The 13560-nt window shown below is 62.3% G+C and carries 9 protein-coding genes; 8 read left to right on the plus strand and 1 reads right to left on the minus strand.

Annotated features, from left to right (window positions below; all coding sequences use genetic code 11):
• Positions 1-47: 47 nt before the first annotated feature.
• Positions 48-4907 (minus strand): NAD-glutamate dehydrogenase, encoded by a 4860-nt coding sequence (locus J7E41_RS09320; protein WP_214991988.1) that lies wholly within the window; start codon positions 4905-4907, stop codon positions 48-50.
• 469 nt (positions 4908-5376) lie between these two features.
• On the opposite strand from J7E41_RS09320, the gene J7E41_RS09325 reads away from it, so the two are divergent.
• The 8 genes from J7E41_RS09325 (at position 5377) to J7E41_RS09360 (ending at position 13512) form a co-directional block, all read left to right on the plus strand.
• Entirely contained in the window at positions 5377-5727 is a 351-nt protein-coding gene (locus tag J7E41_RS09325; RefSeq protein ID WP_214991990.1) for a hypothetical protein, read from the plus strand.
• A gap of 288 nt (positions 5728-6015) precedes the next feature.
• Positions 6016-6975: an AAA family ATPase gene (locus tag J7E41_RS09330; RefSeq protein WP_003218556.1), complete on the plus strand. Its 960-nt coding sequence runs from the start codon at positions 6016-6018 to the stop codon at positions 6973-6975.
• A gap of 5 nt (positions 6976-6980) precedes the next feature.
• A complete protein-coding gene (locus J7E41_RS09335; protein ID WP_214991992.1) occupies positions 6981-7913 on the plus strand; it encodes a DUF58 domain-containing protein in 933 nt (310 codons plus the stop codon).
• Entirely contained in the window at positions 7910-8404 is a 495-nt protein-coding gene (locus J7E41_RS09340; RefSeq protein WP_214991994.1) for a DUF4381 domain-containing protein, read from the plus strand. The genes J7E41_RS09335 and J7E41_RS09340 overlap by 4 nt, the downstream gene beginning before the upstream one ends.
• A complete protein-coding gene (locus J7E41_RS09345; RefSeq protein ID WP_214991997.1) occupies positions 8397-9485 on the plus strand; it encodes a vWA domain-containing protein in 1089 nt (362 codons plus the stop codon). Before J7E41_RS09340 ends, J7E41_RS09345 begins: the two co-directional genes overlap by 8 nt.
• Positions 9482-11218 (plus strand): VWA domain-containing protein, encoded by a 1737-nt coding sequence (locus J7E41_RS09350; protein WP_214991999.1) that lies wholly within the window; start codon positions 9482-9484, stop codon positions 11216-11218. Before J7E41_RS09345 ends, J7E41_RS09350 begins: the two co-directional genes overlap by 4 nt.
• Positions 11215-12855 (plus strand): BatD family protein, encoded by a 1641-nt coding sequence (locus tag J7E41_RS09355; protein WP_214992001.1) that lies wholly within the window; start codon positions 11215-11217, stop codon positions 12853-12855. Before J7E41_RS09350 ends, J7E41_RS09355 begins: the two co-directional genes overlap by 4 nt.
• Positions 12856-13212: 357 nt before the next feature.
• Positions 13213-13512, plus strand: coding sequence for a DUF6124 family protein (locus J7E41_RS09360; RefSeq protein ID WP_169354254.1), 300 nt, complete (start codon positions 13213-13215; stop codon positions 13510-13512).
• The last annotated feature ends 48 nt before the right edge of the window (positions 13513-13560 follow it).

The raw sequence follows: 13560 nt of genomic DNA on the forward strand, positions 1-13560 counted from the left end.
CCCGTATCTCGCGATACGGGGCTTTTTTTTAACGCTCGATCAGGCTGTTACAGCACCGACTGACCGCTCAACGCCAGGTCCAGCAGTTCACGGTTGGCCACCGCGTACATGGCGTAGTCCGTGCCGACCGCAGCACGAATTTCCACCATCATTGCGCGCCAGCGCTCGACCATGCCCAGGTTCTGCTCCAGCCACAGGGCCACGCGGGCTTCCATGTCTGCTGGCGCATCGACCATTTGCAGGACCTTGATGGTGATCGCCCGTTGCTGCCAGTCCACGTCGTCGCGGAAGGCTTCGCGGGCCTGGGCCTGCCAATTGTTGCCCACCGGCAGATCGCTGATCTGCTGCAGGTACCATGGCAAGTCCAGGGCGCTGCCGACGGCAAAGTAAGCCTTCGCTACATCAGCGGCACTCTGGCCCGTAACGTCAGCGGCTTCGATGATCGGCAGCAGGGTGTACAGGTGGGTAGTGCCTGCAACCATGCGCGCCAACAACTCTGGCACACCGGCTTCGACATACGCCTGGTAACGGTTCTGCCAGCCTTCGCGGGTCGGGCCTTCCAGCAGCTCGTCAAGCTTGAGGCCCAACGCAGCCAGATGCGGCCCGAAGTGTGCGACGTCACGAGCAGCATCCTGCTCATTACGACGGCTGCGCAGGAACCAACGCGTGGCGCGGCGGCCCAGGCGCATCAGCTCATCCATCAGCTCCAGTTGCACTTGCGCGGAGACCTGGTGATCCAGGGCTTCGATCTGGCGGAACCAGTGCGGGAGGTGGAAGATGTCACGCACGATCACGTAAGCGCCTGCCACGTTCGCCGGGCTCATGCCGGTAGACTCTTTGAGCCGTTGAACGAAGGTGATGCCCATGTGGTTGACCAGGTCGTTAGCGATCTGGGTGCTGACGATCTCACGCTTCAGACGATGGCGACGCATGGCCTCGGAAAACTTGGCCACCAGGGTCGGCGGGAACGCGGTTTCCATGTCACGGGTCAGGTAGGCGTCATCCGGCACCAGGGATTTGAGCAGTGCTTCCTTGAGGTCGATCTTGCTGTAGGAGATCAACACCGACAGCTCCGGACGGGTCAAGCCCTTGCCAATGGCAGCACGCTCATTGAGCTGCTCTTCCGAAGGCAGGTACTCGATGGCACGGTCCAGCTTGCCCCGGCCTTCCAGATCGCTCATCAGACGCTTGTACTCGGCTGCTCGCTCGTAGGCTTTGCGGGCGGCCAGGGACAATGCCTGGGTCTGCTTGTAGTTGTTGCCCAACACCAGGCTGCCGACTTCGTCGGTCATGCTCGCCAGCAACTGATTACGTTGCTTGTCGGTCATGTCGCCAGCCTGCACCACTTCGTTGAGCAGGATCTTGATGTTCACTTCGTGGTCGGAGCAATCCACGCCGCCGGCGTTGTCGATGAAGTCGGTGTTGGAACCGCCGCCATTGAGGCCGAATTCCACACGACCCAGCTGGGTCATGCCGAGGTTACCGCCCTCGCCCACGACCTTGCAGCGCAGCTCGTTGCCGTTGACACGCAGGGCGTCGTTGGCCTTGTCGCCAACATCGGCGTGGCTTTCAGTGCTGGCCTTGACGTAGGTGCCGATACCGCCGTTCCACAACAGGTCCACCGGGGCCTTGAGCAAGGCGTTCAGCAGTTCGGTCGGAGTCAGCTTGTCGGCCTGGATGTCGAAGCGTTCTTTCATCTGCGGCGAGATGGCAATGCTCTTCGCGCTACGCGAGAAGATACCGCCGCCTTCGGACATGATGCTGGTGTCGTAGTCGGTCCAGGCCGAACGCGGCAGGTCAAACAGGCGTTGGCGTTCAACGAAGCTGTTGGCAGGCGTCGGGTTTGGATCAATGAAGATATGCAAGTGGTTGAAGGCTGCGACCAGTTGCAGCTTGTCGGACATCAACAGGCCGTTACCGAACACGTCGCCGGCCATGTCGCCGACACCGACCACGGTGATGCTGTCTTCCTGGACGTTGATGTCGCGCTCACGGAAGTGGCGCTGCACACCGACCCACGCGCCCTTGGCGGTGATGCCCATTTTCTTGTGGTCGTAACCGGCCGAACCACCGGAAGCAAACGCATCACCCAGCCAGAAGCCGTAGTCGATAGCGATACCGTTGGCGATGTCGGAGAAGGTCGCGGTGCCTTTGTCGGCGGCCACTACCAGGTACGGGTCATCGTTGTCGTGGCGCACCACGTTCAACGGTGGCACCAGGGCGCCGTCTTTCAGGTTGTCGGTGATGTCCAACAGACCGGAAATGAAGATGCGGTAGCAGGCAATGCCCTCGGCCGCGATCTCGTCCCGGCTGCCGCCCAATGGCAGGCGACGGGGCAGGAAACCACCCTTGGCGCCGACGGGCACGATGACCGAGTTCTTCACTTGCTGGGCTTTTACCAGGCCCAGGACTTCGGTACGGAAGTCTTCTTCACGGTCGGACCAGCGCAGGCCGCCGCGAGCGACGTTACCGAAGCGCAGGTGCACGCCTTCAACCCGTGGCGAGTAGACGAAGATTTCAAACTTCGGCACCGGCTTTGGCAATTCAGGAATCGCGTGCGGGTTGAACTTGAAGCTGAAGTACGACTTGTTCTGACCGTTGGCATCCGCCTGGTAGAAGTTGGTGCGCAAGGTGGCTTTGATCAGGTCCAGGTAGCGACGCAGGATACGGTCTTCGTTGAGCACCTGGACATCGTCCAGAGCCGTCAGAATCGCTTGTTCCAGGCGTTGCTGCTTGTCTTCCAGATCTTCGGCAGTCAGTTTGCGCGCCAGGTAGAAGCGGGTCTTGAACAACCGGGTCAACTCGCGAGCGATGTCGGTGTGGTTGTTCAGGGTGCTGGCGATGTAACCCAGGTCGAAGCCCAGGCGAATCTGCTTCAGGTAGCGGGCGTAGGCACGCAGCAGTGCGACGTCGCGCCATGGCAGGCCGGCAGTCAGCACCAGACGGTTGAACGCATCGTTCTCGGCATCGCCGTTGACGATGTGCACGAACGCGTCCTGCAGGGTGTCGTTAAGCTGCTGAATGTCGAGGTTCAGGCCTTCGGCAGCGGTGAACGCGAAGTCATGGATCCAGAACTCGCGACCATTGGCATGACGCAGACGATACGGGAACTCACCCAGAACCCGCAGGCCGAGGTTTTCCAGGATCGGCAGTACGTCGGACAGTGCCAGCGGCGTATCGGCGTGATAGAGCTTGCAGTGCAACTCTTGCTGGCCGGTCACGTGACCCAGCGGCTGATAGAAGCTCATCACCAGCGGCTTGGCTTCGGTCAAGTTCAGCAGGTGTTGCATGTCGACCACGGCCGAGTGCGCAGCGAAGCGCTCGCGGTAGCCGGCCGGGAAGCCTTTCGGGAAGTCGGCCAGCACGTTGGTGCCGTGGGCTTCGCCGAAGCTTTCGACGACGAGGCTGGCGTAATCGTCCTGCCAACTGCGGCAGGCCTGCACCACTTCTTTTTCCAGCAGCAGCGGGTCGATGTCCAGACGGTTCTTCGGGTCAACCCGCAGGATCAGTTGCACACGGGCCAGAACGGACTCGGAGAAGAAGGTCCAGAATTCGCAGTCCGAGGCTTTCAGGCGATCCATCAGCACTTGCTGGATCTTCTGGCGCACTTCGGTGGAATAGATGTCGCGCGGCACGTAGGCCAGGCAGTAGCAGAAGCGGCCGTACGGGTCTTTGCGCAGGAACACGCGGATCTTGTTGCGTTCCTGGATCTGCACAATCGACATCACGGTGCTGAACAGCTCGTCCACCGGGGTCTGGAACAGATCGTCACGCGGCAGCACTTCGACCACCTGAGCCAGTTCCTTGCCCAGGTGAGCCTTGGCCTGGAAGCCCGAACGTCGTTCGATTTCCGCGACCTTGCGACGGATGTACGGGATTACCCGCACGCTCTCGCCGTACACCGAAGAGGTGTAGAGGCCCATGAAACGGCATTCCTTGATGACCTTGCCGTCGGCGTCGATCTGGCGGATCGACACGTAGTCCGGGTAGGCCGGGCGGTGAACGCGGCTTGGGTGCGCAGCCTTGGCGAACGACAGCACGGTCGGTTCGCGCAGGTAGTTGACGGCGTAGTCTTCGATGCGCAGGTCCTCAGAGGTGAGGCCGGCGCGCAGCAGCTTGGTCAGACCGAGGAAGGAGTTGGCGTCATATTCGATATGACCGCCATCCTGCTCGTCACGTACCACAAATTCTTCATAGCCGAGAAAGGTGAAGTGGTTGCCCACCAGCCATTCCAGGAAGCTCTTGATCTCGGCCTTTTCTTCGCCGTCGATGCTGAACTGGCTGGCGTCGATACCGGCCAGCAGGTCCTGGACCTTGGCTTTCATCGGCTCGAAATCAGCCACAGCGACGCGCACTTCGCCCAACACCTGCTCAAGTTCCTTGCTCAGGACATTCAGCTCGGCGGCGTTGGCGCAGCGGTCGATTTCCAGGTACATCAGCGACTCTTGCTGAATGTCATCGCCCTGGGTGCCCTTGGGCAGGATTTCCAGCAACTCGCCCTTCTTGCCACGGCGCACACTGAGTACGGTGGTTTGCAGGGTGTGGATGCTGTAGCCACGACGGTTCAGCTCGGTGCGCACCGAGTCCACCAGGAACGGCAGGTCGTGGTGCAGCACTTCGACCGCGGTGTGGGTCGACTGCCAACCGTGACGTTCGTAATCGGGGTTGTAGACCCGCACTTGCGGTTGGTTGTGATCAAAGCGCTCAAGCAGGCGCCAGGCAGACAGGGTGCAACCGGCCAGGTCGGACAAGCGACGCTGGGTCAGTTCATCCAGGGAAATAATGCCGAAGAATTGTTCAGCGAACAGCGCCACTTGTGGCAGTGCCTGTTCACTGATGTGCTGCGCCAGTGCCGCTTGCAGTTGATGCTGGAAGTCGGCCTTGCTGGCTGCGGTGAAGAACGCCATCTGTGGTACTCCGCTCGGGCTTGTTATTGATGGAAGCGTCGCGTGTTATCCCCTTGCGGGGAGACCGTCAGCTCTGTTCGCAGGTTGTACCATAACGAATCGGAGCGACAGGTGGGTGAAGCTGGACAAGACAACGAGGTCACATACAACTTCCATAAGATGAGCCGCTGGCCGGGCGACGGTACGACGGGCAGGTCAGACTCCTGGCAAGCGCTCATCCGTTGCGCAGCTTAACGAGTGTAGGAAGGCAACTGCTTGCGGCGCTGCGACATATTCAGTCAACGGCACGCTGCTGGCGGGTTGCGACTTGGGCAACCTGCCGTTTACGGGTGAATTTACGCCTTTCGAGTACCGGAAATGACCGAGACACTCTCCCAAGTCACACCGAGTTTCTGACACAGAATGAAGCACAAAATTCGCTGCAATGGCACAATTGCCGCGCCGCGCCCTCCCCCAGACAGGATTTTCCATGCAATTGACCACCGCCCACCTGATCGTCAACCCCTGCGATGACGAAGAAGACAACATGGCCATGCTCTGCTGCCACGGCGACAAGGGCGAGATGTTCATGGTCACTCGTTACCCCGATGAGGACGAGGTGGAAATCACTTGGGATTACGAGCCGTCGACCCTGGACGGGCTGAAGATCACCCTGAGCGCCACGAAGCTGCTGGTGGAGATTGCCGCGACGGACGCGGATGCGTTGGGTGGCAGTGATCATCTGGAGATCACCCACGGCACCGCCGAGGCGGATTTGGCCGAAGTGGAAGAGACGTTGCAGAACATTCTCAAGGGTACCGGGACTTACATCGGGACCTGAATGCACGCTCTTTCGTGGCGAGGGGGCTTGTCCCCCGTTGGGCTGCGAAGCGGCCCCAGTAATTTAGGGCTGCTACGCAACCCAACGGGGGACAAGCCCCCTCGCCACAACAAGCTCCCCCACCCTGGGGGTCGGTCCAGCCGCCAAGATCTTCAGACAATTCCCACAAATTCCAAAAAATACCCCGCGCGCCGTTAGTCGCCAGCCCCCCCTATGCATTAAAGTAAGGCCCCCAGGCTCTGGCATTTTTCACAATGCCCAGGCTCATCTTTCCAGGAACCGTCATCGATGGAACATCGTGAAGCGCTGCTTGCGCTGCGAACCTTTCTTTCAACGCAGATCCTCGGCCAGGAAAAACTCATCGAGCGCCTGCTCATCGCCCTGCTTGCCGATGGCCATATGTTGGTTGAAGGCGCTCCCGGCCTGGCCAAGACCAAGGCCATCAAGGAGCTTGCCGAAGGGATCGAAGCACAGTTCCATCGTATCCAGTTCACCCCCGACCTGCTGCCCGCCGACATCACCGGCACCGAGATCTATCGCCCGGAAACCGGCAGCTTCGTGTTCCAGCAAGGGCCGATCTTCCATAACCTGGTGCTGGCGGACGAAATCAACCGGGCCCCGGCCAAAGTGCAGTCGGCATTGCTCGAAGCCATGGCCGAGCGCCAGGTCAGCGTCGGGCGCAGCACCTATGAACTGTCGCCGCTGTTCCTGGTGATGGCCACGCAAAACCCGATCGAGCAGGAAGGTACCTATCCCCTGCCCGAAGCCCAGCTCGACCGGTTCCTGATGCACGTCAAGATCGGCTTCCCCGACGCCGCCGTCGAACGCCGCATCCTGCAACAGGCCCGTGGCGAAGCCCTCAACGGCGAAACCAAGCCCGAGCGCCGGGTCAGCCAGCAGGCGATCTTCGCCGCACGCAAGGAAATCCTCGGCCTGTACATGGCCGATGCGGTGGAGGAATACCTGGTGCAACTGGTCATGGCCACCCGCACCCCGGCCAAGTTTGATCCGGAAATGGCCGAGTGGATTGCCTATGGCGCAAGCCCCCGGGGCTCGATTGCCCTCGACCGCTGCGCCCGGGCCCACGCCTGGCTGGCCGGTCGCGATTTTGTCAGCCCGGAAGATATCCAGGCGGTACTGTTCGACGTGCTGCGTCACCGGATCATTCTGTCGTTCGAGGCCGAAGCGGCCGGTATTGACCAGGACCGCGTGGTGCAACGCATTCTCGACGTCGTAGCCGTCGCTTGAGCCCCATGAACGCCAGCGATGGAGTCCGCGTCAGCCTGAGCGAATTGATCGAGATGCGTCATCGCGTGCGCGAAGTACAGCTGTTTTCTACACCGAGCCAGCGCAGCCCGCTGATTGGCCTGCACCACTCGAAACTGCGAGGTCGCGGCGTCGACTTCGATCAGGTGCGGGTCTACCAGGCCGGCGACGACGTGCGCACTATCGACTGGCGTGTCACCGCGCGTACCCAGGAGCCGCACACCAAGCTGTTCCACGAGGAACGGGAGCGCCCGATTTTCATCATGGTGGAGCAAAGCTGCCGGCTGTTTTTCGGCTCGGGGCTGATGTTCAAATCGGTACTGGCGGCCCAGGCGGCGAGCCTGATCGGCTGGGCCGCATTGGGGCATAACGACCGCGTCGGCGGGCTGGTGTTCGGTGACAACGAGCACTACGAAATCAAGCCGCGACGCAGCAAGCAAAGCCTGCTGCAATTGCTCAACCGGTTGGTGCGGGTCAACCAGAGCTTGAATACCGAAAGCAAGCCGGAACCCGATGCCCTCGGCATGGCTTTGCGCCGCGGGCGAGAAGTCTTGCGTCCCGGCAGCCTGGCGATCGTGATTTGCGATGAGCGTGCCCTGACCGAAGGTGCCGAACAGCAACTGAGTCTTTTGTCACGCCATTGCGACTTGCTGCTGTTGCCGGTATCCGATCCGCTGGACCACGCCCTGCCAGCCGCCGGGCTACTGCGGTTCGCCGAACGCGGCGCGCAGTTGGAAATCGACACCCTGAATTTCGACCTGCGCCAGGCCTATAAAGCCCAGGCCGACGAACGTAGCGCGCGCTGGGAGTTGCTTGCGCAGAAGCTGCGGATATTGCTCATGCCCTTGAGCACCCAAAGTGAAATGGTCGAGCAACTGCGCGAATACCTCAACCCGCAACGACCGGCCAAAAAGCAATGAGCAGCCTCGACCAACTGCAACCGCTGATCGCGCCTCCAGCCATCGGTTTCTGGCCACCAGCACCGGGCTGGTGGCTATTGCTGCTGCTCATACCCCTGCTTGCCTGGGGCCTGTGGTCGCTGCGCCGTTTCCTCCCGGCCCAACGTCCGGTGGCCCGCGCCGAACAACCGCTGGACCCGCTGCGGGTCGCCGCCCTCGCGGAACTGGCGCTGATGCCCAAACCCTACGACGGTGCGCCGGCCGGCGCCTGGTTGCAGCAACTCAACGGCCTGCTCAAGCGCCTGTGCCGCAACGACTACCCGTATAGCCAGAGCCACACCCTCAACGGTCGCAAATGGCTGGCCTTCCTCGACAACCGTTGCCCGGCCGCCGGACTGACCCGCTGGATGGTGCTGGTGGAAGGCGCCTACAAGCCCGAATGCAAGCTCGATGACAAGGCCATCGCAGGCCTGACTCAGGCGGTCGACACCTGGATTCGCAAACATGTTTGAGTTCGCCTGGCCATGGATCTTCGCCCTGTTACCCCTGCCGTGGGTGATGCGGATGCTCCTGCCCGTCGCCGACAGCGGCGAGCCCGCCTTGAAGGTCAGCTTCCTCGGCGACCTGGAAGGCCTGGCGCGCCGCCGGGCCCGGGCCAACCTGCCGGGCTGGCGTCAGCAAGCGCCGTTCGTGGTGTTGTGGTTGCTGCTGTTGACCGCCGCCGCCCGCCCGGAGTGGCTGGGCGAACCGCTGCCGATTGCCGCCAGCGGCCGTGACTTGCTGGTGGCGGTGGATGTGTCCGGCTCCATGGATTTCCCCGACATGCAGTGGCGGGACGAAGACGTCAGCCGCCTGACGTTGGTCAAGCACCTGCTGGGGGATTTTCTCGAAGGCCGCGAAGGTGACCGAGTCGGCCTGATCCTCTTCGGCAGCCAGGCCTATCTGCAAGCACCGCTGACCTTCGACCGCCATACCGTGCGTACCTGGCTGGATGAAGCGCGGATTGGCATCGCCGGCAAAAACACCGCCATTGGCGATGCCATCGGCCTGGCCTTGAAGCGCCTGCGCCAGCGTCCCGCGCAAAGCCGGGTGCTGATCCTGGTGACCGACGGCGCCAACAACGGAGGTGAAATCGATCCGCTGACCGCCGCTCGCCTGGGCGCCGAAGAAGGCGTGAAGATCTACCCCATCGGCATCGGCGCCGATCCCGAGCAAACCGGCTCCCTGGGCATGCTCGGCCTCAACCCGAGTCTGGACCTCGACGAGCCGGCCCTCAAGGCTATCGCCCAGGCCACGGGCGGGCGTTACTTCCGTGCCCGAGACGGCCAGGAGCTGCAAGCCGTCAAGGAAACCCTCGACCAGTTGGAACCCGTGGCCCAACAACCAACCCAGGCGCGCCCGGCCCAGGCACTTTATAGCGGGCCGTTGGCCCTGGCGCTGATCCTGAGCATGCTACTGGTGATCCAGGAACGCTGGCCGGACAACACTCTGCAACGCCTCTTTAACAAAATCTCCAGCAAGGGCCACTTTCTGCAACAGCACCCCGAATGGCGCCAACGCCTCAAACGCCTGCGCTTGCGGAGGCGTCGATGATTGCCCTGTGGCCGCACTGGTTTCGCCCCTGGTGGCTGTTGCTGCTGCCGCTGCTCGGCTGGCTGCTGTGGCATCTGTGGCACCGACAAAAACGCGCAGGGCGTTGGCAGATGATTCTGCCGCCGGCGTTTCATGCGGCGCTGCTCAGTGGCGGCAGTGGGCGGGAAAGCAAATCGCCGTGGGTGATCCTTGGTCTCGCCTGGCTGCTGGGTGTATTGGCGCTGCTGGGTCCCAGCTGGCAACGCGTCGAGCAGAACAGCCAGAAACCTGCCGATCCGCTGGTGGTATTGCTGGAACTGACCCCGGAAATGCTCGCCACCGACAGTCCGCCCAACCGCCTGGAACAGGCGCGGCGCAAACTGTACGACTTGCTCCAGGCCCGCAGCGATTCGCAGACGGCCATCGTGGTCTACGCCGGCAGCGCTCACACCTTGGTGCCACTGTCGGATGACCTGGCCACCAGCCGTAACCTGCTGGAAGCCCTGCGGCCCTCGATCATGCCCCAGGCCGGTCACCGCGCCGACCTGGCAGTCGAAAAGGCCCTGTCACTGCTCAAGCACGGTGGTCTCGGCCAGGGCCGCTTGCTGTTGGTCGGCTCATCGTTGTCCAAACAAGAGCGCCAAGGCATCCGCCTGCTGCTGGGAGACCAAGGGCCAAGCCTGTCGATTCTTGGCATTGGCAGTCGCGAAGGTACGCCGGTGACTCAGGAGAGCGGCGAGTTCCTCAAGGATGACCAGGGCGCAATCCTGGTGCCGCGCCTGGACAGCCCGACCCTCAAGGCTTTCGCCAGCGAGATGGGCGGTCGTTACCGCCAGGCCCGCCTGGATGACAAGGACCTGCGCAGTCTTGGCCTGCTGGACGGCCCGCAAAGCCTGCGCAACGACGGCCAGCGGCTGCAGTTGGACACCTGGGCCGACCAGGGTTACTGGTTGCTGCTGCCCTTGCTGCTGCTCGCGGCCTGCGCCGGTCGTCGGGGCTGGTTGTTCTGCCTGCCGTTGTTGCTGTTGGCCGCCCCACAACCCAGCTACGCCTTCGACTTTCAGGACTTGTGGCTGCGCCCAGACCAGCAAGGCCAATACCTGCTCAAGAAAAAACGCCCCGGCGAAGCCGCCGAACACTTCGAAAACCCGCAATGGCAAGGTGTCGCCCTGTATGAAGCCGGCAACTATGCCGAAGCCGCCAAGCGCTTTGCCGAAGGCAGTGATGCGTATTCCCACTACAATCGCGGTAATGCCCTGGCCAGGGCCGGTGAACTGGAAGCGGCGATAGACGCCTATGAACAAGCCCTGGAAGCCCAGCCGGATTTGCAACCAGCCCTGAAAAACAAGGCCCTGGTGGAAAGCCTGCTGCGGGAAGAGCCGGAACCGGAACCCGCCAAGCCGCCCAAGAAGGAGGATGACGAAACCACCCAACCCGGCCAGACTGCACAGCCGGGCACCAGCGGCCAGACCGCCCCCGGTGGCGAACAAACGCCCCAGGGCCAAGGCCAGCCGGGCACCGCCGAAACACAAACCGGCGCCACGCCACCCGCCGGCGGCAATGAGGTACCCGGCAGCGAACTGGGGGACGAACAGACCACCACTCCACCTTTGCGCGGGGCGGATGCCAGCCTCGACGGCGAACACCGTCAGGCCCTGGAACAGTGGCTGCGGCAGATCCCGGACAATCCCGGCGAGCTGCTGCGACGTAAATTCTGGTACGAACAGCAACAACATCAGGACAAGACTCGATGAGCCGCTGCACCGCCCTTCTCCTCACCCTCGTACTGTGGGCCTGCCAGGCCCAGGCCGCGGACCTGGTTGCCAGCGTCGACCGCAGCCGTGTCAACTCCGGGGAGACGGTGGAACTGACCGTGGAATCCAATGACGTCACGCAGTTCGGCAAACCGGACCTTGCGCCCCTGGACCCGCTGTTCGAAGTGCGCGGCACACGCCAGATCAACCAACTCACCACCCTGGGCGGCGACAATCACGCCACCACCCGCTGGATCATTACCCTGCTGCCCAAGGAGAACGGCACAGTGGTGATTCCGTCGCTGCAGTTGGGGGCACTCAAGAGCCAGCCGATCACCCTGCAAGTCATCGAAACCGCCAGCCAGGACACCAACACCCAACTGGCGCCGGTATTCATCGAGGCCAACCTCGACCAAGACACGGTCTATGTCCAGGCCCAGGCCTTGCTGACCGTGCGTGTCTACCATTCGGTGTCGCTGTACGACGACAGCAGCCTGACGCCGTTGCAGATTCCCGACGCCCGCATCGAGCAGTTGGGGGAATCGCGCAACTACGAGAAAGTCATCAACGGCATTCGCCATGGCGTGATCGAAATGCGCTACGGCATCTATCCGCAACGCAGCGGCCCACTGGCGATTCCGGCACAGGTTTTCAGCGCGACCCTGGTCGAACCGCGCCCCGCTCAGGACACCAATCCTCAAGGCCCGAAACCCGGAAAATTGCTACATGTCAGCTCCACTGAACTACTCCTGACGGTCAAGGCCAAGCCGGCCCTGTATCCGGCGGATGCACCCTGGCTGCCGGCCCGCAGCCTGAGCCTGAGTGAAAGTTGGAACCCGGAACCGGATCACGTCCAAGTGGGCGACTCCGTGACCCGCAGCCTGACCCTCAAGGCCGAAGGCCTCGCCAGCGCCCAATTGCCACCGCTGCCGAACACCGAAGTGGCGGGCCTGCGCCGCTACCCGGACCAACCGGTATTGAGTAATCAGAACAGCGACCGCGGCGTGATCGGTAGCCGCGAAGACCGTGAAGCGCTGGTGCCCAACCGCGCCGGCACCGTGGAACTGCCGGCGGTGGAAGTCGTGTGGTGGAACACCCATGAAGACCATCTGGAACGCACCCATTTGCCGGCCCGCCTCCTCCAGGTGGCGAACAACCCAAGCCTGGTGGTCGACACCCCGGCCACACCGACAGTGATCACCGCACCGGACTCCGACAGCCTGTGGATCTGGCAGCTCACCAGCCTGATCCTGGCCTGCACCACCCTGCTGGGCTTCGGCCTGTGGTGGCGCGCGCGCTGGCAGCCGGCGATTTTGCGGGCGGCGCAGACCGGACCGAGTCCGCGTACGTTGCTGGATGACCTCAAACGTACGAGTCAGGCGAATGACCCCCAGGCGACGCGCCAGGCGCTGGACGCCTGGGCACGGCAGCAACCGGAAACTCTGGCCGATATGGCGGCGCGGTTTGTGCCGCTGTCGGACGCACTGGATGGGTTGAATGGCGCGCTCTATAGCGAGACGGGGCAGTACTGGCAGGGTGAAGAGTTATGGCGGGCGGTGAAAGCGATTCCGATGGCTGAGAACACACAAGACCCGGTCACGGACAACACCAGCTTGCCACCGCTGTATCCCAAGTAACCGAAACATTCCTGACACCACACTTGATTTACATCGCCTGATCGACATGCATTGTTAAAGGCCAGCAATCCATATCCCTTTAATTTGCAGGACGTTTCCTAGACAATCCCACGGCCTTGCGCCTGCTCAGTCCACTGGCTAGCCTTCGCTCCGTCGCTGCACATCAGCGATCGGGTGTGAGATCCCGTGAACTTGTAGGCGCCACGAGCAACATGCTCTATGGCGGCTGTGTGCGGGCAGACTTCGGTCTGGCCGGGTGCTCCTACTAATCCGGTATCTCACCCCGCACATAGCTGCCACCTTTTGACGTGTGAGATCGGCAAAAGAATGGCTCCAAACCCAGTAGGTACTTCATTTATGAACAAAATCGTCCCCGACCCACCCCGCTTCACCCCCGACCGCGAAACCCTTGACCGCACCCTGCGCCACTACCTGCACCCCGCCTCGCCGCCGTCCTTCACCGTGCACCATGACCTCAGCTTCGAAGACGCCCTCGCCCAGATCTGCGACCTGCTGCACTGCGCAGCCGCCACCGCAGCCAGCACAACCGAAGGGCTGACCGGCGATCATCGCCATATGGCAGCCTCCACCGAACACCTGATCGAGATGGCCAAAACCCTGGCCGACCGAGCGTTGGGTTGCCTGAACACCGCGTAACCCCTGTGGGAGGGGGCTTGCTCCCGATAGCGGTGTGTCAGCCAGCTT

The sequence above is a fragment of the Pseudomonas fluorescens genome (genome assembly GCF_018614655.1).
GTDB lineage: Bacteria > Pseudomonadota > Gammaproteobacteria > Pseudomonadales > Pseudomonadaceae > Aquipseudomonas > Aquipseudomonas fluorescens_BX.

Bases quoted from the DNA above. Each gene is read 5' to 3' on its own strand.
- J7E41_RS09320 (WP_214991988.1), bottom strand. From the start codon at position 4,907: ATGGCGTTCTTCACCGCAGCCAGCAAGGCCGACTTCCAGCATCAACTG.
- J7E41_RS09325 (WP_214991990.1), top strand. From the start codon at position 5,377: ATGCAATTGACCACCGCCCACCTGATCGTCAACCCCTGCGATGACGAA.
- J7E41_RS09330 (WP_003218556.1), top strand. From the start codon at position 6,016: ATGGAACATCGTGAAGCGCTGCTTGCGCTGCGAACCTTTCTTTCAACG.
- J7E41_RS09335 (WP_214991992.1), top strand. From the start codon at position 6,981: ATGAACGCCAGCGATGGAGTCCGCGTCAGCCTGAGCGAATTGATCGAG.
- J7E41_RS09340 (WP_214991994.1), top strand. From the start codon at position 7,910: ATGAGCAGCCTCGACCAACTGCAACCGCTGATCGCGCCTCCAGCCATC.
- J7E41_RS09345 (WP_214991997.1), top strand. From the start codon at position 8,397: ATGTTTGAGTTCGCCTGGCCATGGATCTTCGCCCTGTTACCCCTGCCG.
- J7E41_RS09350 (WP_214991999.1), top strand. From the start codon at position 9,482: ATGATTGCCCTGTGGCCGCACTGGTTTCGCCCCTGGTGGCTGTTGCTG.
- J7E41_RS09355 (WP_214992001.1), top strand. From the start codon at position 11,215: ATGAGCCGCTGCACCGCCCTTCTCCTCACCCTCGTACTGTGGGCCTGC.
- J7E41_RS09360 (WP_169354254.1), top strand. From the start codon at position 13,213: ATGAACAAAATCGTCCCCGACCCACCCCGCTTCACCCCCGACCGCGAA.